Here is a 22,048-nt window from a genome sequence, read left to right as displayed (position 1 = left end):
AACTTCCAGTACGCCCTAAGCGATCGTCAGCCACGGAAACACGCGCGCGGCCTCGAACACCTTCACGTGGGGATGGTCCGCGCTGATCCCCAGCGCGACGCCGTCGGGCCGGAACACCACGACGGCGCCCCCCGGCCCGCGCAGGCCCTCGAGCTTGCGGGTGTTGCAGTCGACCGAGGCGTCGCACTCGAAGTTCAACAGCCCCTCGCGCATCAGCACCCGTTGGCCACGCAGGATGTTCTGGTGACCGTGGACGATCCCGTAGAGGCCGGCCTCGTACATGTGTTGAACGCCGACGTCGGTGAACGAGTGGTCGAAGTCGCGGTACTTGGTCCGAAACATGTTGCCGACCGGCCCGTGATAGAGCTCGAAGGGATCTTCGGCCAGCAGCCGGTGAAACCAGGTGTTCGCGCCCGAGACGTTGGTCTGCGCGAGCAGCTTGGCCGTGACGTCGTCGACCCCCGCGTGGACCAGCAAGAACGAGCCCCAGCGCAGCGCGACGTCCATGCGCTCGAAGTACCAGTGAAACTCGCCGTCGGGGTGCAAGAACAACTCGAGCGCGCGGGTGGCCGCGCGGTGGATGTCGCCCAGGGTCATGCCCAGCTGCTCGCACTTGCGCGGGAGCTCGACCATCTTCTCGCGGATCCGGTTGAGCTCTTTGCCGATCTTCTTGTCGGGCACCAGCCCCTTGGCGACCTCGGGGAACTCGCGGAACCACGCTTCGTCGGGGAACAACAGCTTGTGCAGGGCGGCCTCGGACAGCTCGCTGGTGTCACCGGGCTCGAGGTACTCGGCCCGGATCTCCTGAAACAGCGGCATCGTCTTCTTGCCCATGCGCACGAACAAGTGGGCGAAGCGCGGCTCCTTGCGGCCAAGGTAGGCGAGCCCGACCAGCGTGCGCATGTCGTGGTTGCCGGCCAGGATCTCGACGTCGGCGCCCTTGTCGATCAACAGCTTGATCGCGCGCAGCAGCCGGAGGTTGCTGGGGCCCTTGTCAAAGCAGTCGCCGGCGATCACGAACAGCGCGGTGCGGCCGGTCTCGCTCAGCTCGTAGTCGTTGTCGCCGGCCCCGAACCACCGGACACCACCCGAGGCGATCAGCGAGCGCCGCCACGCGTCGGCGTCGGCGTGCACGTCACAGAAGAAGTACAGGGTCCGGTTGGGCCACACGAACGGCTTGGCGCCGATCCGCGCGCGCAGGTGATCGCAGGCTGCGTCGTAGTGATCGTTGGCGAGGTCGCGCAGCCGCGCGCCGCCAAACTTGGGCCACGGCTCCGTGGTCACCGGCAGCGGCATCTCGCAAAACGCCGCGCCCTGGTAATCAGGCACATACCGGCTGCGAAGTCGGTCCGTGGGCGGGGTGTAGGCCAGAGCGTTGTGGGGCATGGTCGCTGACTCGGTTGCGCTCAATCGGCGGCTTTGGTTGCAGGGCGGATCTTCCAGGCGCCGCCGACTTTTTGCCAGCGCCCAGGGCCGCCGTCAGCATCCGGCACGTGCTCGATCAACACATGGCCACAATGGTGCATCGACAGGCCGGGAACTTCATCGAGCGCCAGGGCGCCCATGCACACGGCCGCGTGGCGCAGCGCACCCCCGTGGCTGATGAATATCTTGAGGACGCTGGGCCCGCTGGTGGCACGCAATTCGTGTGCGCGTTGCTCGACGTGCGCCGCCACGCGGGCGCCGGCCATCATGAGTGACTCTGCGCCAGGCAAGGGCAGCCGAAACCGTGGGTGGGCCTTCCACCCGTCGGGGAGGGCTGGGTAGCGGGGGTCCGCCTCGATCGCCTGCGCGATCGCAGTGACGGTGAGGTTGGCGCCCGCGCCAACGCTGCGCTCGCCAAGCTCGGGAAACTCCGCGATCGAAAATTTCTGCGCGGAGTCGAGGCGATGCAGCACGCCCGCCGCCAGCGAAGCGGTCTGCGAGGCCCGCAGCAAGGTCGAGCAGTCGATTACTGGGTCGAGCGTCAGGCCGAGCGCGTCGCACTGGTCGCGCAGCGCTTGCCCCAGCGCCGTCGCTTGTTCAACCCCGCGCTCGGTCAGGGGGTGGGGGAGCTGAGCGCTTGGGACCTGGTCTGGCTGGTGGTAGTCGCCGTGGCGAACCAGCGCAGCGACGATGCGGCGGGTGCTCATCTTCCTCGGGTCTTACCCCGAGTTCGCGGGCTTGGACAGCGCCGCGCGCGGCCCGGCGGGCGCCATGCGCTAGGAAGCGCGGTTGGGAGCTGGCGTGCGACAATCGTGATCGTGTCGAGGCGAGATCGTCCCTGCATCTTGATCAGCGGAGCCGCGCGCGGGATCGGCTTGGCGTGTGCCGAGCGGTTCGCGGACGCTGGTTACTTTGTCGGGCTCTACGATCTCGAGCCTGTCGGGCTGGCGGCCGCGGCCGCGCAGATCGCTGATCGCTGGGGGGCGGACCGCTGCTGCCACGCCCTGCTCGACGTCCGCGATCACGATCGGGTCGTCGCGGCTGTCGCCGACTTTGCCGCGCACACCAACGGTCGCATGGACGTGCTGCTGAACAACGCGGGGGTCATGCACGTGGGGCGGTTCGAGTCGGTCAGCGCCGCGGAGCACCAGCGAACGGTCGCCGTCAACTTGCAGGGCGTGATCGAGCTGACCCACGCGAGCTTCGAGCTGCTGCGCCAGACCGCGGGCGCGCGGGTCATCAACATGTCATCGGTCGCCGCGATCCACGGGGTCCCACAGATGGCGAGCTACAGCGCGACCAAGCACGCCGTCAGCGGCTTCACCGAAGCGCTCGAGCTCGAGTGGGCGAGCTACGACATCCGCGTGTGCGACGTGATGCCCGCGTTCGTGAACACCAAGCTGCTGAGCGGCACCAACAAGCTCAGCGCCGAGGACGTGCTCGGGGTTCGGCTGACGCCCGCCGACGTCGCGCAGGTCGTGTGGCTGGCCGCGACCAGCACGCGCCGACGCACCCACTGGCCGGTCGGACCCCAGGCCACGCTCGCGTATCGCGGTGACAAGCTCGCCCCCGCCGCGCTGGTCCGCGCCGCGCTGAAGTGGATGATCAAGCTGTGAGCGAGGATCCAGACAACTCGGGGGCGCACGGGCCAGCGGTGTTCGGCCAGCTGCGCCGGGCGAACTTGGGCAAGCTCCGGCGGCGGACCGGGGGGCGGATGGCGCTCGATCGACCGGTCACCGAGCAGCGCGAGGCGTTCTCGGAGCTGCTCGAGCTCACGCAGATCGGCATGCCCGATCACCAGGTCGCGCAGCTCGAGCTTGGCGGCGTCGCGTGCCTGCGGCTGACCCCGGTCGAGCTCCGGTCTGCGCGCGAGCTCGTGTACGTGCACGGTGGTGGCTACTCGCTCGGGTCGCCGCAGGCCCATCGCCCGCTCGCGGCCCGCGTCGCCCATCGTGTTGGCGCGCCAGCGATCATGCCCGCGTACCGGCTCGCGCCCGAGCACCCGTGCCCCGCCGCGCTCGAAGACGTGCTCGCGGTCTGGCGCGCGCTCCCTCGCGCAACGCAGGCGCAGGCGATCCTGGCGGGGGACTCGGCCGGCGGTGGGTTGGCCTTGGCGCTGAGCATGGCGCTGCGCGACGCGGGCGAGCAGCTGCCTGCGGGCGTGGTGTTGCTGTCGCCGTGGACGGATCTGAGCATGTCGGGCGCCTCGATCGACACGCTGGCCGAGAACGAAGTGATGCTGCAGCGACCCGGGCTCGAGCTGATGGCGGGGCGCTACGCTGGCGGTCTGTCGCGCCGGGATCCGCGAGTGTCCCCGCTGTTTGGTCGGTTCGAGGACCTGCCGCCAATGCTGATCCAAGTTGGCGGCCACGAGGTCTTGCTCGACGACGGGCGCAGGGCCGCTGACAAAGCGCTCGCGGCCGGGGTCGCTGTTGAACTGCAGGTCTATGCGGAGCAGGTCCACGTGTTCCAGGCGACCCCCATGGTCGAGGCCGCGGCCACGGCGATCCGGGCGATCGCAACCTGGGTTGACGCGCTGGGGTGAGGTCAGCGACGGCGCCGTTGGTTGGGCGTCACCAGCTCCGCCTCGGCGCCGACTTCGTGTGGATTGATCACGGCGTTCAACCGAAATCAATCGAGCTCGGCCACCAGCGCCCGCAGCAGCGCGTGGCCGCCGTGGGCGATCGGCCAGCCATCACCCACCAGCACCGCCTCGACCTGGCCGAGCGCCGCCAGCCGCCGGACCGAGGCCAGCGCCGCCGCCCGATCCGCCAGCTTCGCGTCTGGCAACAAATTGAGCTTGCCCAGCGCCTGGCCGCGGACCAGATCCCCGGTGATCAGCGTGGTGTCCTCGAGCACCAGCGCGAGCTCGCCCGGGGTCTTGGACCCGTGCAGCTCGATCGCGGCGAGCCCCGGCACCAGCTCGTCGCCCTCGCTCAACCACCGTGCGCACGCGAACGGGAGCTGCCCGCGCTCACCGGCCGGCCCGGCCAGCTTGGCCCCGAACCGCAGCGACAGCTCGGCGGCCGCCCGCGTGTGATCCGAGTTGGTCACCACGATCCACGCGGCCCCGCCAAGCTCCTCGAGGTGGCGCAGATCGTGGTCCGAGATCGGCAGCGGATCGACGAGCACGTTGCCATCTGCCCGGATCCACGCGAGCGAGTTGAAGTCCAAATTTCGGGCCTGGTCGAACACCGACCACGACCACAGATCCTTCCGGTGAAGCTGTCGCATGCTGGTGGCTCTACCTTGCGTGTTCTAGTCCGCGTTCTCGACGATATGACAATTCGCGCAAGAGAACTGCGCGTCGCCCAGCCCGTAGGTCAGCGCCAGCGACTCGCCCATCGCCGGCTCGACCTCTTTCCACATCAGCTTGGTCATCTCGGGCGACTCTTTGCGGTGCTTCTTGTACAGATTGGAAGCATCGAGGGTTGGCAGGGCCGGGTTGGGCATCGTGAAGTCACCGTTGGCCGCGCCGCCGCCGTGACAGGTCACGCAGCCAAAGTCGGCGAAGCGCTTGGGATCGTGACCCTGAAACACCGCCTGCATCCGCGGCATCACGACCGCGCCCATGTGCGCCATGCGTTCGCCGTCATCGAGCTCCGCCCACGGCTTGGCTTGACCCTCGGGGATCCCAGTCTCACCGTGCGGGCCACAAGCGAGACCGGCGAGCGAGAACAGCGCGAGCGCGAGCGAGGGGAACAGGTAGCGACGCATGCCGCCAATATACCCCAATCGCTCAGACTCGATTGCGCACAGCCTGATCCCGCGCCGCTGCACTTCAATCTGCGATCAGCGAGTGCCCCGTCGAGCCCGTGATCGTTCGGGTCACGATGTCCCCCGATCGCGCGCTGTCCAGCGGCAGCATCACCTTTTGAAACCGCTGCGTTCGGCCCATCAATTTATTGCCGCGCTTGGTTGGCCGAACCACCAAAATCTCTTCTTCGACGCCGACCCGCGCGTCGTGCTTGGCGCGGGTGTGTCGCTCTTGGATCTCGATCACCTCGCGCAGCCGCCGGAGCTTGGTCTCGTGCGGCACATCGTCGACCAGCTTCTTGCTTGCGTAGGTGATCTCGCGATCGCTGTACGCAAACATGAACGCAAAGTCGAACTCGATCTCCGTCATCAGCGCGAGCGTCTGCGCGTGGTCTTCTTCGGTCTCGCCGCAGAACCCAACCATGATGTCGGTCGAGATTGCGATGTCGGGCACGGCCGCGCGCAGCTGCGAGACGATCGATTTATAGCCAGCAACGTCGTAGCCCCGCCGCATTCGCTCAAGCACCACGTCGGAGCCAGCCTGGACCGGCAAGTGCACGTAGGGGCAGACCTTGGGCTCGGTCGCCATCACCTCGATCAGCGCCGGCGAGAAGTCGACGGGGTAGGGCGAGGTGAAGCGGATCCGGTCGATGCCCTCGATCTGGGCGACCGCCCGCACCAGCGTGGCGAAGTCGACGTCCTCCCACACGTAGGAGTTGACCGTCTGCCCCAGCAAGGTCAGCTCGCGGATCCCCGCCGCCGCCATGCGCTGGGCTTGGCGAAGCACCTCGCGCGGGGCCACGCCGCGCTCGCGCCCGCGGGTGAAGGGCACCACGCAGAAGCTGCAGAACTTGTCGCAGCCGCGTTGGATCGTGATGAAGCCGCTGATCCCGTCGCCCTCGCGCGGTCCGGCCAGCGCCCCGTCCAGACCTTCGTAGGTCTCGTGCTTGTCGAGCTCCACGTCGACCGCTCGCTCGCCCGCGAGCGCCTTGCGAGCCAGCGCCGCGATGTTGCGGTAGCTGTCGGGCCCGGCCACGAGCTGGATGTGCGGCGCCCGGGTCTCGAGCTTGTCGCGCAGGTGCTCGGCCATGCACCCGGTGATGCCAACCACCAAGTTCGGGTTTTGCTCGCGGTGCATGAGCAGCTGCGATGTGCGCCCGTAGACCCGCGACTCGGCCTTCTCCCGGACTGCACAGGTGTTGACCAAGATCAGATCCGCCAAGGCGGGCTCACTCACGTGGACCCAGCCGTCGGCGCCCAGCCGGCCGAGCACCAGGGCCGTGTCGGCCTCGTTCATCTGGCAGCCGAAGGTCTCCATGTAGATCCGGGGACCGTCGCCGCTGGTGGCTGGCGCCGCGGCGTCGATCCCGGCTTGCGCGGCGTGAGCGGCCCCGGAGCGGCGGATCTGCACCAGTCCAGCTGCCCCGGATTCGGGCGCCGCCGGGTCCTTTGTTGTCAGCCGAGCCATGGGCGCGCGAGCCTACGCCAAAGCTGGTGTGCGAGCCATCGTGCCAGCTTCACGCACCCCGGGTCGGCGCGAAGCGCGTTGGCGAATCCCCACGGCCGGGGTAGTCACGTGCTGACCCGCGCACTACAATGCGCGCCCGGGCGGGCCACACCCGCCATTCCACGGAGCACCCATGCGCCGCGTCGGTCCGATCTTCCTCAGCATTTCCTGTCTCGCCTTGTCCGCCTCGTGCACCAAGGCTCCCGAAGTCACCAAGGCCCAGGACGTCGGCGAGATCCAAGCCGCGGACAGCGGCGGCGCTGGCAACGTCGGCAGCTCGCTCCCAGCGATCCCCGATGGCCCAGTGGCGGTCGTCAACGGCAAGGACATCACCTCCGCTGACTTCCACGGCATCTACGATCTCAAGCTGCAAAAGTACGCCGACCGCGGGCGCGAGATCCCCAAGACCGCCGACCGTCGCTACCGCAAGTCGATCGTCGACCGCCTGATCTATCAAGAGATCCTGCGCCAAGAGGCCGCCAAGCGGAAGATCGACTACGACAAGACCGCCCTCGCCGAGCGCGAAGAGGCCCAGCAGCGTGGCATCAAGGACTGGGACAAGCACCTGCGCCGCCGCGGCGAGAGCGAAGACAGCCTGCGTCAGCTCTACGTCGCCGAGCTGCTCGAGCGCGCGCTGCTCGAGGCGGACGGCTTGCTCGCCGTCAGCGAGGCCGAGATCGAAGAGGAGTACGAGAAGGTCAAGCCCAACTACAACAAGGACAAGGAGCGGGTCCGTGCCGCTCACATCCTCGTTCGCGTTGGGCCCGATGAGCGCCCGGCCCCCGGCGAGCCCGTCGCCGAGCCCGACGAAGCTCAAAAGAAGCAGTGGGAAGCCGAAGCCCTGGCCAAGGCCGAAGAGCTCTACGCCAAGGCGACCGCCGAGGGCGCTGACTTCGACCAACTCGCGATCGACGCGTCCGAGGGCCCCAGCGCGCGCAAGGGCGGCGACCTGGGCATCTTCTCTGCGGATCGCATGGTCGACGAGTTCTCCGACGCCGCGTTCGCGCTCGACCCCGGCGAGATCAGCAAGCCGATCAAGACCAAGTTCGGCTTCCACATCATCAAGGTCTACGGCAAGTACCCGCCCGGCGATCTCCCGCGCGAGGCCTTGGAAGACCAGATCGTCGAGCGGCTCAGCGCCCGCAAGCTCCACCAGGGCCGGCGCGACCTCAAAGAGAAGCTCATGGAAGCTTACGAGGTCAAGAACATCATGGAGGATCTCCTGGGCCCGGATCCCCGCGCGCAGCGTCGCAAGCAAAACCGCGAGCGGCAGGGGCACCCGCCAGGCAACAAGCCTCAGACCCAGGGAGGCCCGCCAATGGGTGGCCCCGGTAACGCCCACAGCCCCACCGCGCCCCCGCCTGGGACCGCGGCAGGTGCCGGCGAGGCAACCGCCGACGCCCCGACCAAGCCCACGCCCGCGCCCAAGCCGGGCGAAGGCGCCGTCGAACCAACGCCCTAAGACCCCCACATAGACCTTGAACTTCGCCGACTGCAGCCGCTGGTGCGTCTGGTCGCTTCGCTCCTCGGGGTCGTTTGTTCGCTAGGGCATGATTGGCCCCCTGGGAGGGGGCTCATCTGTTTTCAGCTCGGGCGAGGGCTTCTCGCCCGCTTGCGGACGCCTTCGTAGACTGGTTCACCAAGGGCAGCGCACTCATCGTGGGTGGACGGCCGCTCAGCCGCCCGAGATCAGCAGGGGCGGGCGGGCTCGATCGCTCGGGAGGTCCACCACGATCGGCGCGTTGGTGGGCCGGTAGCGCAGGGTGCAGGTGCTGGCGTTGATGAACATCGTGCCCTCGTGTTCCGCGACCCCGTAGCCCTCGTGGATGTGGCCGAACGCGTGGATCCGGGGTCGCACGCGCTGGATCGCCTGCAGCAGATCCTCGCAGCCGACCTCGAGATCCCCGTCGGTGCGATCCAGGATCCCGAGCGGCGGTCCGTGGGTGACGAGCACGTCGGTGTCGTTGGGGATCAGCGCCCACTTCTGCGCGAGCTCTGGCCCACGCTGCAGGTTGAACGCCCACGACAAGAACCATGGCTGCCACGGCGCGCCCCAGTAGCGCACACCTTCGAGCTCGCAGGCGCTGTCGTGCAAGAAGGTGACGCTGGCCGGCAGCGCTTGGCGAGCGAGCTCGAGGTCGCTCTCGAAGATGCGATCATGGTTCCCGACGATCGCCAGCTTGCGCCGATGCGGCTGCGCCCCCAAGAACGCGCCCCACCGCTGGGCTTCGTCGAGCGTGCCGCGACTGCAACCATCGCCAGCGTGGATCAGCACGTCGCCGGCCGGAACGGCGATGTCGTGAAAGCCGTGGGTATCGCTGATGAAGACCAGCCTCGTCATGTCGGACATGTTGGTGTGTGGGCCGGCAATGTTGGCAGCTTGGCCGGGTTTTGCGTGAAAACTTCGGCCAGGCCCTGCGCGGCGGCTCTAGTGATGGCACAAAGGGGGCGTGCGACCAGACCTTCCAACCTGCCTGGTGCTGGGCTTGGCGTTGAGCGCCTGCGGCCCGCGGGTGTTCGAGGCCGGCAGCGCCAAGGTGATTGAGACCGGGCCGCCGCCGCCCGTCGCCGAGGCCGCGCCCGATCCGCCCCGCGTCGAGATCACCGATGACAAGATCGTCATCCACGAGAAGATCCAGTTTGACTACAACAAGGCCCAGATCCGGCCCGAGTCCGACGAGCTGCTCGCAGAGGTGGCCAAGGTCATCAACGAGACCCCGCGGATCAAGAAGCTCCGCGTAGAGGGCCACGCCAGCGCCGAGGGCGACCACGACTACAACGTCGAGCTCTCGCAGCGCCGCGCCAAGGCCGTGCTCGATCATCTCGTCAAGCGCGGCAAGGTCGACCCGGCGCGGCTCGAGTCCGAGGGCTACGGGCCCGATCGCCCGATCGCCGACAACGAGACCGAAGCCGGCCGCGAGGCCAACCGCCGCGTCGAGTTCACGATCCTCGAGCAGGCGTACAAGCAGACCACCAGGACGATCGATCCGGCGACCGGCAAAGAGCGCGTCGAGACCGAGGACAAGCTCCAAGCCAGCGAGGACCAGCCGTGACGCCACGCCAGAATTCGAACTCGCTCGTCACCTTCCTCGCTCTGGGGGCGGCGCTCGGGTGCGCTGGATGCAGCTTCATGGCCCGTGACACGCCCACCTACGAGCGCGACACCTCCGCGCTGCTCGACACCCGCCAGGCCCAGCTGCGCGGCTGCTACGACGCCGCGCTGGTCCGCAACCCCAACCTCGCAGGCAAGCTGACCGTGACCTTCACGGTCGAGAAGAAGACCGGCGAGATCATTGACCTGAGCTGGGACAACAACCGCACCACCGTTGATGAGCTCCTGGCCACCTGCGTGATGACGGCGCTCGATGGCCTGCAGCTCGCCGAGCCGGATCGGCGCGACGGCGAGGCGACCTTCAGCTACAGCTTCCGGGTTCGGCCCGGCGCGTAGCAGCAAAGCTGCGAGCACGGCCGCAGTCCGACCGGGTGTGAGCGGCACGACGTCCACGCCTATTGCCTGGCGTGCACGGATTGCTGCACGATCCCCTCGTGCGCGCTCGACTCTGCATTGCTTGCTTGGCACTCCTTGTCGGCGTTGGCGCCTGCGCGGTGGGTGAGAGCATCGAAGGGGACACCAACTTCTTCAGCACCAGCGTCGGCAGCAGCGCCACCATGACCATGGCCGGCGACGGCGACGGCGACGGTGACTCCGGCGAGTCCGGCACCGACATGGGGATGGGCGACGGCGACGGCGAGCCTGGCGACGGCGACGGCGACCCAACCGGGCAACCCAGCGTCTGTGGCGACGGCACCAAGGCAGGCGACGAAGAGTGCGACGGCACGGATCTCGGCGGCCTCAATTGCGCGGACTTTGGGTTCCAAGACGGCGTCTTGGTCTGCGCCAACGACTGCACCTTGTTCACCAACGCCTGCTCGACCTGCGGCGACGGCCAGCTCGCCGCGACCGAGGCCTGCGACGGCACCAACTTTGGTGGGTTGACCTGCAGCGATCTTGGCTACGTGGGCGGGGTATTGGCGTGCGCGCCCGATTGCTCCGATGTGATCGAGGCCGGCTGCATGCAGGCGCCAACCTGCGGCAACGGGGTGCTCGATGTCGGCGAGGCCTGCGACGGCGGCAACCTGGGCGGCCAGACCTGCCAGAGCCTTGGCTACGACGGCGGCGTGCTGTCGTGCACGCAGGGCTGCCAGATCAACACCAGCGGCTGCACCGTCGACGAGTGCGTGGGCCTGTTCGGGGCCTGCAACATTCTGTTCAACGACTGCTGCCCCGGCATGCAGTGCGCGCTGGCGTTCTGCGTGCCCGAGTGAGTTCGCTGCCCTCGGTGAACCAGTCTACGAAGGTGTCCGCAAGCGGGCGAGAAGCCCTCGCCCGAGCTGAAAACAGTCCGCTGCCCTCGGTGAACCAGTCTACGAAGGTGTCCGCAAGCGGGCGAGAAGCCCTCGCCCGAGCTGAAAGCAGTCCGCTGCCCTCGGTGAACCAGCCTACGAAGGTGTCCGCAAGCGGGCGAGAAGCCCTCGCCCGAGCTGAAAACAGCTTCAGCGGGCCGCGCCGCCGATGTGCTGACGCAGGTGCTTCGCGCGGCGCTCGGCCATCTCCAGCTCTTTTTGTTGCTCACCGACGAGTTTCTCGAGCTCGGCCAGCTTTCGCTTTGCCGCCGCTTCGCGCTCGCGCAGGTCTTGCAGCTGCGACTCCGTGCGGGCGAGCGCCAGCGTCGAGTCGTCGCGCTCGCGCGTGAGCGTGCGCGCCTTCGTGCGCCACTCGTCGCTGGATCGGCGCAGGGCGTTGCGCTCGCTGACGAGGCGATCGATCTCCAGCAGCTTGGCCTGGAACGCCTCGGTGAAGGTTGGATCGATCGGCGCGCTGCTGCCCGAGCGCTCGCTCTTTTGGCGCTCGAGCTGGTCGAGCGCGCGGTCGGCCTCGGCGCGGGCGCTCTCCGCTTGGGCTTCGGCGCGGGCACGTTGATCCCGAGCGCCGACCAGCGCCGCTTCGAGCTCGGCGACGCGATCTTCGAGGGCCGAGCTGCGCGCCGCCTGCAGGCTGGCGCTGGACTCCGCGGCCCGGAGTTTGGCTTGGAGCGCCTCGAGCTCTGCCGTTGGCCGCGGCGCTGGCTCGACTCGTACCCCCGCCGCGGACGACTCGACCCGCGTCGTGTCCAGCCGGGCGTGTGACGTTGCGATGCGGTTGGCGAGCACCTCGATCCGGGCGTGAAGCTCGTCACCTACCTGCGGGGCCACTCACTCACGTTAAAGCGCTGGCTGGGTATTCGAAAGAGAGAATCGCTGCGACGCTCATCCCGCGCGCTGCCGCCCAAATTCGGACGGTTGCCGCCGCGCAGCTTGGACGGGAGCGACGCGACCCACCCGTGGTCACCGCGCGACTTCGAGCGCACGCGCGTTGTCGCGCAGCCACGCCCACCGCGCATCTCGCTCCCCAGACAGGGGTTGCACGCCCGCCGGAAACAGGCCATATGTGGGACCGGAACACGTTCAAGCCGCTCGATTCCAACTCTGGGGGTGCACTGGCTTTCGACGTGGGTACGAAAGGTGATGACTGCGTGTCGCGGGTCTTGCGCCGCGTTACAAACGCTCGAAAAACACAGCTGCCAACGACAGCAACTACGGCCGTATGGCCGTTGCCGCCTAAGGGCGACACGTCTGCGTGTGAGGTGCTCTAGTAGCACGTAGCCGTCAACACGGGAGCTAGCGAGCCGGAAGTCCCGGCCAGCTCGTGAAACATAGGGACTCGCCTCCGAGAGGGCCTGCTGGCGGGCATGCTCGAGGGCTAAACTCAAATATACCAGCTACGCATGTAGACGTCTCATCGGAAGGCTCGCGGACCCGGGTTCGACTCCCGGCGCCTCCACTACCACTTCCCCTGTATTTTCAGGGACTTGCTTTGCTACGTAGCAACTCGCGTAGCAGCCCTCTTTTGCCAGGATCCAGCTTGCCAACTCTTTGTAGTTGGAAGCCGGAGCCGGGCGGAAGAGGGCGACCGCGTTCGCGCGCGGCCCGGGGGATCGTCGTCTAGAGGTCGAAGGCAGCCGCTGGAGTGGGTCACGGGGACCAGGTCCTCCGCTGGGCGCCGGCGGCCTGGGCCCAGCGAGATGAAGGTGCGGCGCGCGTCGTGGAAGCGGCGGTGGGGGATGCCGACGATCGTGCCGGCCTTGTGGTGCCGGTGCGAGCCGTTGCCGCCCGTGGATCGCGGGCTCGGGACCAAGGGATCGTCTGGGTGTCAAAGATCGGGCGAAGTGGTCCACCTCAGATCGGATGATCTGGTCCACCCCCCACGAGCGCTCCCGGGACCCCGCATCGGAGCACTCCCCGCACTCGCGTTCGGATCGGATCATCTGACCCACCCGCGTCACTCACGCGGCCCGCTTGCCCTTCGCTGGCGGGTTGCGGAAGGAGTCACCCTCGATCTCGATCACCTGCCGGTGATGGAGCAGCCGATCCATCGTAGCCCCCGCGAGCAAGGCGTCGTTGAAGAGCGGCGACCACTCTTCGATCGCTTGGTTCGAGGTGATGATCATCGAGCCTCGTTCGTAGCGACAGCGGATCACCCTCGTAGAGATTGAGAGGCTCATCGCCGGTCAGCGGCCGCAGTCCGAGATCATCAATTTGTGTGGAGCTCCACATATTGATGATCTGGGATACCTGTCCTACGACGCTCGCAACGCGGACTTGCTGTTTCAGGTGGTCAGCCGTCGCTACGAACCCCGGAGCCTGGTGCTGACCACGAACTTGGCGTTTCGGGACTGGCCGTCGATTTTTCCGAACTCGGCCTGCACGACTGCGCTGATCGATCGGGTCATCCACCACGCGAGCGTCATCACGATCAAGGGGAAGATCTATCGGCTGCGCGAGGCGAAGATTGACGCCGAGGAGCAGGTGACGGGGAAGGCCGCGAAACCGAGGGGTAAGGGGCGGACGTCCCGCTGATCAGAATTCCGCGCTTTCTCGTGGTCACCAACAAGCGACGGCAAGGGCGAACATGACGGCCGAACCCAGCCCCGCTCATCGCCTGCGCTCCCAAACCACTTCGCACAGGTTGCCGAACACCGATCGAGCCTCATTGTTCAGCGAAGACAGCATGCGCGGCGTCGTCACGGTCCGGGTGCTCGATAATGACCCTAAGCAGGGGAAGATCTTCGTCGCCCGCTAGGACTTCAACATCGATCCGTGAAGCGCCAGCGAACTCGATCCCATGGAGAGAGAATTCGTTCGACGTCATGCTTGAGTTCGATGGACGACGTCAAACCCGACGAATCTTGATGTCCATGAGTTCGGCGAGCGATGCGACGCGATCAGACACCTGGGTACGGCTGGCGATCGCAACGATCGATCCCCTTGTCGGACCCAGAGCTCGGTCATACTTCGCCGTCTGGAAGACGTGCGAGGACTGTAGGCGGTGAACATCCTTGGCCTCAACGACTCGTTCGACACGACCAAGCCGATCGACGACAACGTTATCCGGGCGCCCTCGGCTGCCGTCCCTGTACTCGATCCATGGGTTGTCGAGCACCCTTGAACGCGGGTGCTTTGCTTTCGAGACCCGTAGCACTTGGACCTCGTGCGCGCGACCAGGCCGGAATAGATCTTCCCAATCGAACTCGTTCTCTGATTGCTCACTTGGGGCGATCGCAGACGCGGCCATCCCCGCGGCCACGGCCAGACATCCAAGCGCAAGCAACCCCCAGAGTTCTTTCTGCGACATCGACCTCAGGTAGCACGGGTGAGCGCGACTCGGTGATCTGGTTCAGACAAGAGCCAGGCTCGAGTACCCCCACTGCGTCAGATCTCGCGTGCAATGCGCGTATTCGAGTCGCTATTCGAGATCCCGTCCACCCGAAGGGGCGGATCGGGCCCGCTTCATCACCATGTGCGATCCGAATCTGTGGCGACCACTTTTCAAAATTGGCCCAACATGCAAGCATCCGGTGGTGTCGGAAACCGCCGTCAACTTGGTCGCTCACACCCTCGCTGGCCCCGCGGACCTTCGCCAAGGCGCGACGATCGGTCGGATCGCTGGCATCACTACGGCCGGAGACCTGTCGGTCGAGTTTTCGGGCAACGAGTCTGGGCCGGTTCGTGCCCGGCGCATCGGCGTCATCCCCGACGACATGCTCCGCCAGGCCGAGCGCAGCGGCTCGCCGGTCGTACTCGTGTTCGAGAATGGCGATCCCGCGCTGCCCATGGTCCTCTCCATCTGCCCGGTTCCAGACGAGACCCCAGACCAGCCTACGCTGAAGCTCAGCGATCCGATGCCTGAGTCGACCGACGACCCGCTCGAGGTGCGCGTCGACGGTCGCCGGCTGATCCTCGAAGGCAGTGAGCACATTGAACTGCGCTGTGGTGACGCATCGATCGAGCTGCGCGCTGACGGGACGATCAAGCTCCGCGGACGTGACATCAAGAGCCTAGCGCGACGACGTCAGCGCATTGCGGGCGGCAGCGTGGCCATCAACTAGCAGAGCGATGCACGTCATCCTCTACGGCCAGTTGGGTGCCTTTGGCCTCCCCAGTTTCGATCACCACGGCAGACCGCTGGTGGTCATCTTCGCGGCCAAGACCTTCGTGCTCCCGCCTGCGGGTCGAAGTTCGATCGGCCCTCTGCGTGTTCAACAATCCCAGCCGTCGCCGCCGCGAGAAGACCTGCATTGGGGCGAACCGGGAATGTCGAGCCTGCGGAGCGAGGGACAGTCGGCCTACACGCGAGTGGGCACCGACGTGCACGTGTCCGGCCGAGCGTGGGCACCCGGCGGTAGGCCGACGGACGTGATGCAGCTCGGAATCCGCGTGGGCCCACTCATGAAGACCGCGCTCGTCACAGGCGCCCGCGTTTGGCAACGAGCCGCGCTCGGCCTGCGACCGTCCAGGCCTGCCCGCTTCGAGTCGCTCCCCGTCACTTACGAGCACAGCTACGGCGGAACCACCGACCGGGAAATCTGTGGCCACAACCCCGTCGGCCGAGGGCTCTACGCGACCCAAGCCGAGGCCGTGGACCAACCGTTACCGAACATCGAGTCCATCGAGGCGCCGCTCACCGAGTTCCCGAGTCGGGTTCGGCCCGTCGGGTTCGGCCCGATCCCGCGACACTGGCAGCCTCGTGTCTCGTGGGCCGGCACCTATGACCAGGACTGGATTGAGACGCGCGCGCCGCTTTGGCCGCTGGACTTCGACCCGCGACTGTTCACTTCCGCGTCACCCGGATTGACGGCCACCGGAGAGCTGCGAGGCCCGCAGCTGGTCGTCGCCAGCGGTTGGTCTCCCGACGGCGATCTTCTCTTCGAACTTCCCGACACCCGGCTGCTCGCCCGCACAATCACTCGTGCAGGATTGGAACGACGGCGGATGGTGCTCGACGTCGTCGATCTAAATTTCGAAAGTCGCTCGTTAATGATGATCTGGCGCGTAACGATCCCCTGCACGCCGGCAGATCACCATTCCACCTGCGTCCGCGAGCTCGAGACCTGGGAGGACACGCCGTCATGAGCGCCCCGCCCATTTTTGTGCTCGCGGCCGAGGTCTGCACCTGTGTTGGTCTCGATCTCGACGCGACGGCTGTCGAGCTCAATGCTGGTACTTGCCTGTTCGAGGACACCCCGGTCTTCGGAGCTGACTATCAGGCCGTACGTGCCGCTCGACTCCCAATACTGACCTCAGGAGCGGGCCGCGGTCGACGAATGGCGCTCCTCGGAAGGACAGCCCTCGGCGAGCTGTGCGAGCCTATCCGACGCTCCGGGCACCGCCAGATCCCTCTTTTTCTTGGACTTCCACCGCTCGGCGAGTTTCCCTCGAGCGCCGTGGAACGACTGCTCGCCGAGCTGCGGGCCGCTGCGGCTCCCCTCGATCTCGTGCTACCTCCCCGCGGCGTTTACCCCCATGGTCGTGCGGCCGTATTCCTGGCCCTCCGGGACGCTGCACAGCAACTCCGCCATGGGAACATACAGATGGCGATCGTCGGTGGCGTCGACAGCCTATGCGACACCACCTCCCTCGTTCAGGCGAGCGCCAACAGGCAACTGCTGGGTGGCGACAACATCGACGGTCGGATTGCTGGCGAGGCCGCGGGCTTTGTGTGGCTGTCGCCAGAATCGTCGATGCACGAGCGAGGCCACGTCTCGCCCCGATTGTGGACGCTCGCGGCTCGAGATGTGCCCAGCGATGGAGCTCGCGCGGATCCATCCCACGCCGACGACCTATCCGAGGTCCTCCGTGAGCTTCGGCTCCAAGAAGCTCCTGATGGCGCTCGCGTCGATGGCTTGCTCTCGTGCCAGCCCAACCAAACACGCTGGGCGACACAACTTGCGTGGGCCTACCTGCGCAACGCGACCCTGTGTCCCGAGCCCTTCGAGCCCGAGTCTGTGTCCATGGGCCTCGGCGATACCGGTGCTGCAGCTGGCGCGATCGCGGTGGCCCTGGCCTCGCGTTCGATGAGCGCCGAAGCCCGGGGTCGACGGAGCCTCGTGCTTGGCGTCAGCGACACGGGTGAATCTGGCGCTTGTGTGCTCAGTGCAGGCGATCTCGCCCCAAAAAACTACGAACGCCCCGAAACGTCCCTTCACCGGCACCATCACGCACCGGACTTTCATCGTGAGCGTTGCGACGAGCATCTTGAAGAGATCGGCATCCTTCTCGGGCTTCGCAGCGACCTGCTGCGCGAGCCAGTCGGCTGGCACGAGGTAGAGAGCCTCGAGCAACGAATCGAGGCTCACAGGCAAGCGCTGTCCCACTACGGGGATTTGGCACACGTGGCCACCCGAGCTGCGCTCACCGGGTCGGATGCCGAACTCGCCGCGGGTGCGACCCTGCTCGCAAGCCGAGCTGCGACGACCGAGGACTGCGAGGAACTCATCGCCATTTTCTCGAGCGTCGGTGCCGACGAGCGTCCGCGCTGGTGCGACGGGCTCGTGTGGGGAGGGCGATGGTCAGGTGTTGCTCTCCAGAGTTTCGCATCCATGCTCGATCACCCCGATGACGCCGTCGCCATGCTTGGGATCCGCGCGCTCGACGAGTGCTGCCAGTGCGACACCGCTCGTACACTTCACTTGCTCGACCGCCTGGCCGCCGGCTCCGCCGAGCATGACTTCGCCCTACTTCATGCTGCCCGCTGGGGAGACCGGACCGACACCCTCTTGGCGCGACTCGCCTCCCTCACCATGCGTGGGCCCGTCGTCGAGGCCTCGCTCTGGCTCGGTCACCTCGCGCCGCTCCAGACGCTGCGTCGCTGCCTGCAAGGACGCCACGACTTCGCTCGGGAGCTGGCCCCCTATCTGGGCGTCCTCGGCGATGCTCAGGATGCCACCCTGATCTCGAGTCGGGCGAGTGAGGGTCTGTGCGCGCAGGAGTTCGAGGCCCTTGGCCGGATCGGGCTCGCCGGCAGCGTGCCACTTCTGCTCTCAGCCCTGTCTGAGACCAACGACGCGGAGCTGGCCGTCGTGATCGCCGCGGCGCTCGAGCAGACCTGCGGGGCCGGCCTCCGCGAACAAATCAGCAACTCGCTCGACCCCGAAGAACCGCCAGAGGTCATCGAGCGCGTCAGCATCGACCCACAACGCTGGGCCGCGTGGTGGCGAGCGCATGGTTCCGGCTTCGATCCGGGTCGTGCCTATCGCCGCGGACGCCTCGCTGGCCCCCTCGCTCTCATCGAAGAGATCCTCGATCCCGATCTGCCCTCGACATGGCGGCGACGCGCCCTGCTCGATCTGCGCGTCCGCGCACGATGGTCGTTGAGGCTCGGCACGTGTTGGCCGATCGTCGAACAACTGCAGGTCCTGCATCCGGCCCATGCACACGCCCAGTCACAGGTGACCGCATGAGTAAGGCCTTCGCCAACGGGCGCGCGATCGTCCATGCGGGTGATGGCGGAGCCCAGACCTGCCCGGTCCCCGACGCGTGCAAGACTCCATCCCCCGGAGGCCCGCCCGTGCCGGTGCCCTACGTCAACGTCGCCAAGTCGAGTGACCTCGCCAAGGGCACCAAGAAGGTCAAGATCGCAGGTGAGTCCGTAGCTATCGAGGGCGCCAACATCAGGACGAGCACCGGCAACGAGGCCGGGACGGCTGGCGGTGGTTTGGTCTCGTCGAAGACCAAGGGCAAGATGAAGTGGGCGAGCGCCAGCGCGGACGTCAAGTTCGAGGGCAAAGGGGTCATTCGGTTTCTCGATGTTTGCTTGCACAACGGGAACACTGACAATACCGGTGGTCAGCCCAACACGGGCTCGCCAGGGCTGAGCTATGGCGGTGATGCGCCGTGTCCAATATGTGGCGCCCCGCATGGACACCCTCTGCCGTCCGACGAGGACACCGAGACGCAAATCGCCGAACTACACACGACCGAACCCTTGCATCGACCAGGCGATCCCTACGGCTACATGATCGGGGCGATGAAGTGCCGCCACAAGAACGGTGATATCGTGATGCTGACCGCACACTCGAGCAAGCCGACCGGCGGCAGCATTCCCAACCACCAATCTCCAGGTGGAGTCGGCAAGAGCCGAGGGGGTCAGGACTACAATGTCAAGAAGGTGAAGGGAAGCTCGAAACTTGGCGCTTGCGCTGGCCCCAAATTGGTGTTCCAGGCTCGTGTCCGAGGCCTCACCCCCGTGGCCATGACCGAGTCGTGGCACGGTGCGCCGCCGCCGAGCGGGCGATCGCACGCGCACGGTGTTCACGCGGAATCATGCGACACGTGCAAGAAACTCCTACCGGCGATGCTCTGCCCAGAAAAACCTCCTGAATCATGAACGCCATCGACCCACTCGTCCAAGTGATCGACGAAATCTGTCAGATCGACCCCAGCTACCGAAACGACATTCGAGGCGTCGATGAGGGGACGATTGAGCGATTGCAAGCGCTGTGCGGCCGACCGTTGCCGGCAGTGTATCGTACGTTTTTACGGCTCATGGGCGATGCCTGGGGTATCCCGATGCCCAACACGGACTTCCGGGCCGAGCGCGTCATCGACTATTACGAGGGGTTTCGCTGGCGTCCACGGCTGCCGTTCACGATGCTCGGGATGGATGTGTCTGGGCTCGGAGCGGAGTACTTTTTGGACGAACGCACCAACCCGCCGGTCGTGGCGTCGTTCTACAAGGGTGGACCTCCCACCCTCGTCAACGAAAATCCAGAGGACTACGAGATCGAGGCGCCATCGTTGCCCGATTTCGTGTTCATGATGTTCTTTTTCCTGCGTCAGATTAAAGGCTCACCGATTGTGATTGATGCCAGCAAGGCCACCAATCTCGAGGGAATGTTGGAGAAGAGTGTCGACCTCTTGCGCAAACTCGGCTTGCCCGAGCACCCGCGGTCGACCGGGGATCATCTGTACTTTCATGCGCCCACGGTCTCGGTTGTCGTGCACCGACCTGAAGGGCACGGGTTGGGCGTCGAGATCGGCGGACGAGATGAAGGGCGTGTGGAGCAGATCTTTGCGCTGCTCGATGATCATCTGAGCCTCGTACGGGTGAGCACTTGACCTGATCACTCACACGAATGTGGCGCGAAGCTCACGCACATAGGGTCGCTGGATCAGCGCATCCTCGAGCGAGTGTAGTTGCACGACCATCGATCGTTGCAGCGCGCTCACGATCCGCTGGACTTCGCTGCGGTCGTCGGTCCGTACATGGAGCAGTGCGATTTCGTCGGCATCGTGTTGTGATGTTGTCACGGTCGCCACGCCCTCGCGGCCGTAGAGGCCAGTCAAGCCGCCGGTCAAGGGATGCCGGCCGTAGCCCAGCTCGACCAGCAGAGTATCGAGGCGGCCAAGTAGCTCGGGTTGGGGCTCGATCGTCGCGTAGCCCTCGAGCTCGAAGTTCACCCACCCGAACACGGAGAACGCGTTGCGCATGACGAGCTCGGGCAAGGACATGGCGAAGCGGTTGGCGTGTCGCCAGGGCTCGGCGCGGTTGGCAAGGTCCCGCAGCGGGAGCTCGAACGCGACCACTGCGAAGGGTGGCGTGCTCTCGGCGTCGAGGAACAACGAGTGGGGTAGGCTCTTGTCGAGGCCGAGCAAGCTGAAGCGCTCGGGAGGTCGCCAGCCGACCTCACGGTAGTAGCGGAGGAGTCGCTCGGCGCGGATGTCGGCGGCCATGCTCACGAAGAATGGGCCCGGATCGACGCCCATGAGCTCGAGGAGCTCCCGTTGAGGTGGCGGCAGTGGGCGCTCGGCGGCCTCTTCGAGTTCGCTAATCTGCACGGGGGTCGCGCCGCGGAGACTCGCGGAGACGGCCGGGAGTAGCTCGTCGATGTAGGGCAGCGCCTGAGTCAGCGTGTACATGCGAGCGGAGTATACGGCGGATCGCCGCGCCCTTCGACCTTCACGAGCTTCCGAGTCCGCGAGATCAAGCGAAGCCACGATCAACGCGCCGGGCCGCGTTGGATCGAGCCATGCCTGCTTGCCCTCGCCGGCGCCACCTCCTGCAAACTCGTCTCGAAAACCAGGGCGCCAAAAATTTGGGGATCTGGGACGGGGCGCTGCTTTTTTAAGCTCGCCTGGGATCGGCGGCCGCTGCCCGAGGGCACGGATCGCGCTGCCCAGGCGCTGGCCACCCAAGGCGCTCGAGGCTAGCCTCGGTGGCATGACCGCGGCCCAACCTTTGTCTGTCGAGCTGCCCGACGACCTCCGGGAGTTTGTCGACGAGCAACTGCGGAGCGGCAGGTACGCCAACGCAACCGAGGTCCTGCGAGACGCGTTTTCCGTTCTTCGTCAGCGACAGGAGCGAGTGGATTCGCTGCGTGCTGCCCTGCAAACCGGTGTCGCACAGTTGGATAGTGGGGACTTCATCGAAGGGACGCGCGAGGGACGCGATGGATTTCGTCCGGCACTTTCCGCACGAGAATGACCCAGCTTCGAACGACTGCTTGGCGGTGTTCGATGCCTGGACCCGCCCGGCTCAACACCAGGAACTGTAGACGATGCCGAAAATCCGCGTGATTGCGAGCGCGAGATTCGATCGCCAGCACTGACATGTCCGAGAACCACCCAACCGCGATCGTCCTCACCAAGACCCGACTCGACACCGCGCTCGAGGTCCTGGGTGAGACTCTCGAACGGCTCGTCGAGGACTACGACTTCGGATTTCGCGGTGAAGGGGCCGCGATGCAGCTGTCCGTCGAGGGAGGCCGATGCGATGAGGACCGCATCGACATATCGCCGGAACCCGGGGACTTCAACCGCGCCATGGTCTCCCAACTCGCGCGAGACTGGGGCTGGTTTTCCCTCGAAGGATACATCCGCATCCCCGGTGAGGACCGGCTCTGGGGTCTCGATGCGGTGTTGTACCCGACTGATCGACGACATTTATTTTTGCCGGTCGACGACAACTAAAACTGCCGGTGCAGG

24 protein-coding genes, 1 other RNA gene and 1 pseudogene are annotated in these 22,048 nt (G+C 66.3%); 16 read left to right on the top strand and 10 right to left on the bottom strand.

The genetic code is table 11. The features are described from left to right. Window positions 1-15: 15 nt before the first annotated feature. Together DB30_RS14775 and DB30_RS14770 are read right to left on the bottom strand one after the other, a co-directional pair. Complete coding sequence (locus tag DB30_RS14775) at window positions 16-1,386, bottom strand: metallophosphoesterase (protein WP_052549288.1); 1,371 nt, start codon at window positions 1,384-1,386, stop codon at window positions 16-18. Between the two features lie 20 nt (window positions 1,387-1,406). Continuing rightward, window positions 1,407-2,132, bottom strand: coding sequence for a histidine phosphatase family protein (locus DB30_RS14770; RefSeq protein ID WP_146658947.1), 726 nt, complete (start codon window positions 2,130-2,132; stop codon window positions 1,407-1,409). Window positions 2,133-2,243: 111 nt separating this feature from the next. Between DB30_RS14770 and DB30_RS14765 the strand changes: the two genes are divergently transcribed. Both DB30_RS14765 and DB30_RS14760 read left to right on the top strand, forming a co-directional pair. Further along, complete coding sequence (locus tag DB30_RS14765) at window positions 2,244-3,041, top strand: SDR family oxidoreductase (protein ID WP_165703766.1); 798 nt, start codon at window positions 2,244-2,246, stop codon at window positions 3,039-3,041. Further along, window positions 3,038-3,970 (top strand): alpha/beta hydrolase, encoded by a 933-nt coding sequence (locus DB30_RS14760; protein WP_146658944.1) that lies wholly within the window; start codon window positions 3,038-3,040, stop codon window positions 3,968-3,970. Before DB30_RS14765 ends, DB30_RS14760 begins: the two co-directional genes overlap by 4 nt. A gap of 86 nt (window positions 3,971-4,056) precedes the next feature. Here DB30_RS14760 and DB30_RS14755 read toward each other — a convergent pair whose 3' ends face one another. From DB30_RS14755 to miaB, 3 genes are all read right to left on the bottom strand, one after another. Beyond that, a complete protein-coding gene (locus DB30_RS14755; protein ID WP_052549282.1) occupies window positions 4,057-4,659 on the bottom strand; it encodes an MBL fold metallo-hydrolase in 603 nt (200 codons plus the stop codon). Window positions 4,660-4,683: 24 nt separating this feature from the next. Then, window positions 4,684-5,142, bottom strand: coding sequence for a hypothetical protein (locus DB30_RS14750; RefSeq protein ID WP_052549278.1), 459 nt, complete (start codon window positions 5,140-5,142; stop codon window positions 4,684-4,686). Window positions 5,143-5,206: 64 nt separating this feature from the next. Further along, window positions 5,207-6,649: a tRNA (N6-isopentenyl adenosine(37)-C2)-methylthiotransferase MiaB gene (gene miaB / locus DB30_RS14745; protein WP_052549276.1), complete on the bottom strand. Its 1,443-nt coding sequence runs from the start codon at window positions 6,647-6,649 to the stop codon at window positions 5,207-5,209. Window positions 6,650-6,821: 172 nt separating this feature from the next. Here miaB and DB30_RS14740 point away from each other — a divergent pair, with 172 nt between their 5' ends. Beyond that, on the top strand, window positions 6,822-8,150 hold the full coding sequence (locus tag DB30_RS14740) for a peptidylprolyl isomerase (protein WP_052549273.1): 1,329 nt from the start codon (window positions 6,822-6,824) through the stop codon (window positions 8,148-8,150). A gap of 213 nt (window positions 8,151-8,363) precedes the next feature. Here the strand turns inward: DB30_RS14740 and DB30_RS14735 are convergent, their stop codons facing one another. Beyond that, entirely contained in the window at window positions 8,364-9,029 is a 666-nt protein-coding gene (locus DB30_RS14735; RefSeq protein WP_052549270.1) for a metallophosphatase domain-containing protein, read from the bottom strand. Between the two features lie 109 nt (window positions 9,030-9,138). On the opposite strand from DB30_RS14735, the gene DB30_RS14730 reads away from it, so the two are divergent. From DB30_RS14730 to DB30_RS14720, 3 genes are all read left to right on the top strand, one after another. Next, on the top strand, window positions 9,139-9,741 hold the full coding sequence (locus DB30_RS14730; RefSeq protein ID WP_146658941.1) for an OmpA family protein: 603 nt from the start codon (window positions 9,139-9,141) through the stop codon (window positions 9,739-9,741). Next, on the top strand, window positions 9,738-10,136 hold the full coding sequence (locus tag DB30_RS14725) for an AgmX/PglI C-terminal domain-containing protein (protein WP_052549267.1): 399 nt from the start codon (window positions 9,738-9,740) through the stop codon (window positions 10,134-10,136). The genes DB30_RS14730 and DB30_RS14725 overlap by 4 nt, the downstream gene beginning before the upstream one ends. Before the next feature lie 125 nt (window positions 10,137-10,261). Then, window positions 10,262-11,014, top strand: a complete 753-nt coding sequence (locus tag DB30_RS14720) for a hypothetical protein (protein ID WP_052549265.1) — start codon at window positions 10,262-10,264, stop codon at window positions 11,012-11,014. 228 nt (window positions 11,015-11,242) lie between these two features. Here DB30_RS14720 and DB30_RS14715 read toward each other — a convergent pair whose 3' ends face one another. Continuing rightward, window positions 11,243-11,941 carry a coiled-coil domain-containing protein gene (locus DB30_RS14715; RefSeq protein ID WP_052549263.1) on the bottom strand — a complete coding sequence of 233 codons (699 nt, stop codon included), beginning with the start codon at window positions 11,939-11,941 and terminating at the stop codon, window positions 11,243-11,245. 275 nt (window positions 11,942-12,216) lie between these two features. Here DB30_RS14715 and ssrA point away from each other — a divergent pair. Beyond that, window positions 12,217-12,572: a transfer-messenger RNA gene (ssrA, locus tag DB30_RS14710) on the top strand. Window positions 12,573-13,071: 499 nt separating this feature from the next. Here ssrA and DB30_RS14705 read toward each other — a convergent pair. After that, entirely contained in the window at window positions 13,072-13,290 is a 219-nt protein-coding gene (locus DB30_RS14705) for an ATP-binding protein (RefSeq protein ID WP_146658939.1), read from the bottom strand. Between the two features lie 34 nt (window positions 13,291-13,324). On the opposite strand from DB30_RS14705, the gene DB30_RS14700 reads away from it, so the two are divergent. Beyond that, window positions 13,325-13,645 carry an ATP-binding protein gene (locus tag DB30_RS14700; protein ID WP_240480235.1) on the top strand — a complete coding sequence of 107 codons (321 nt, stop codon included), beginning with the start codon at window positions 13,325-13,327 and terminating at the stop codon, window positions 13,643-13,645. A 313-nt stretch (window positions 13,646-13,958) separates the two neighbouring features. Here DB30_RS14700 and DB30_RS14695 read toward each other — a convergent pair whose 3' ends face one another. Further along, entirely contained in the window at window positions 13,959-14,420 is a 462-nt protein-coding gene (locus DB30_RS14695; RefSeq protein WP_052549259.1) for a hypothetical protein, read from the bottom strand. Window positions 14,421-14,646: 226 nt separating this feature from the next. Between DB30_RS14695 and DB30_RS14690 the strand changes: the two genes are divergently transcribed. The 6 genes and pseudogenes from DB30_RS14690 to DB30_RS14670 all read left to right on the top strand — a co-directional run bounded on the left by DB30_RS14690 (window position 14,647) and on the right by DB30_RS14670 (window position 20,182). Further along, a complete protein-coding gene (locus DB30_RS14690) occupies window positions 14,647-15,174 on the top strand; it encodes a DUF6484 domain-containing protein (RefSeq protein WP_146658935.1) in 528 nt (175 codons plus the stop codon). Window positions 15,175-15,181: 7 nt separating this feature from the next. Next, on the top strand, window positions 15,182-16,198 hold the full coding sequence (locus tag DB30_RS14685; RefSeq protein WP_052549255.1) for a DUF2169 family type VI secretion system accessory protein: 1,017 nt from the start codon (window positions 15,182-15,184) through the stop codon (window positions 16,196-16,198). Continuing rightward, window positions 16,195-16,776, top strand: a pseudogene (locus tag DB30_RS43100) (beta-ketoacyl synthase N-terminal-like domain-containing protein); the annotation flags it as partial. The gene DB30_RS14685 and the pseudogene DB30_RS43100, both read left to right, overlap by 4 nt. 888 nt (window positions 16,777-17,664) lie before the next feature. Then, a complete protein-coding gene (locus tag DB30_RS14680; RefSeq protein ID WP_146658933.1) occupies window positions 17,665-18,525 on the top strand; it encodes a hypothetical protein in 861 nt (286 codons plus the stop codon). Further along, the gene (locus tag DB30_RS42270; RefSeq protein WP_146658931.1) at window positions 18,522-19,451 is read left to right on the top strand and encodes a PAAR-like domain-containing protein; all 930 of its coding nucleotides are present in this window, start codon (window positions 18,522-18,524) and stop codon (window positions 19,449-19,451) included. The genes DB30_RS14680 and DB30_RS42270 overlap by 4 nt, the downstream gene beginning before the upstream one ends. After that, a complete protein-coding gene (locus tag DB30_RS14670) occupies window positions 19,448-20,182 on the top strand; it encodes an SMI1/KNR4 family protein (RefSeq protein WP_052549249.1) in 735 nt (244 codons plus the stop codon). Before DB30_RS42270 ends, DB30_RS14670 begins: the two co-directional genes overlap by 4 nt. A 9-nt stretch (window positions 20,183-20,191) precedes the next feature. On the opposite strand, the gene DB30_RS14665 is transcribed toward DB30_RS14670, so the two are convergent. Further along, complete coding sequence (locus DB30_RS14665; RefSeq protein ID WP_052549246.1) at window positions 20,192-20,983, bottom strand: hypothetical protein; 792 nt, start codon at window positions 20,981-20,983, stop codon at window positions 20,192-20,194. A gap of 301 nt (window positions 20,984-21,284) precedes the next feature. Here DB30_RS14665 and DB30_RS14660 point away from each other — a divergent pair, with 301 nt between their 5' ends. Both DB30_RS14660 and DB30_RS14655 read left to right on the top strand, forming a co-directional pair. After that, a complete protein-coding gene (locus DB30_RS14660) occupies window positions 21,285-21,548 on the top strand; it encodes a type II toxin-antitoxin system ParD family antitoxin (protein ID WP_052549244.1) in 264 nt (87 codons plus the stop codon). Window positions 21,549-21,673: 125 nt separating this feature from the next. After that, complete coding sequence (locus DB30_RS14655; protein WP_052549242.1) at window positions 21,674-22,033, top strand: hypothetical protein; 360 nt, start codon at window positions 21,674-21,676, stop codon at window positions 22,031-22,033. Window positions 22,034-22,048: the final 15 nt, after the last annotated feature.

The organism is Enhygromyxa salina (assembly GCF_000737335.2).
Classification (GTDB): Bacteria; Myxococcota_A; Polyangia; order Nannocystales; family Nannocystaceae; genus Plesiocystis; species Plesiocystis salina_C.
Note: the sequence above shows the minus strand (reverse complement) of the source record. Positions and strands in the feature narration are given on the sequence as shown.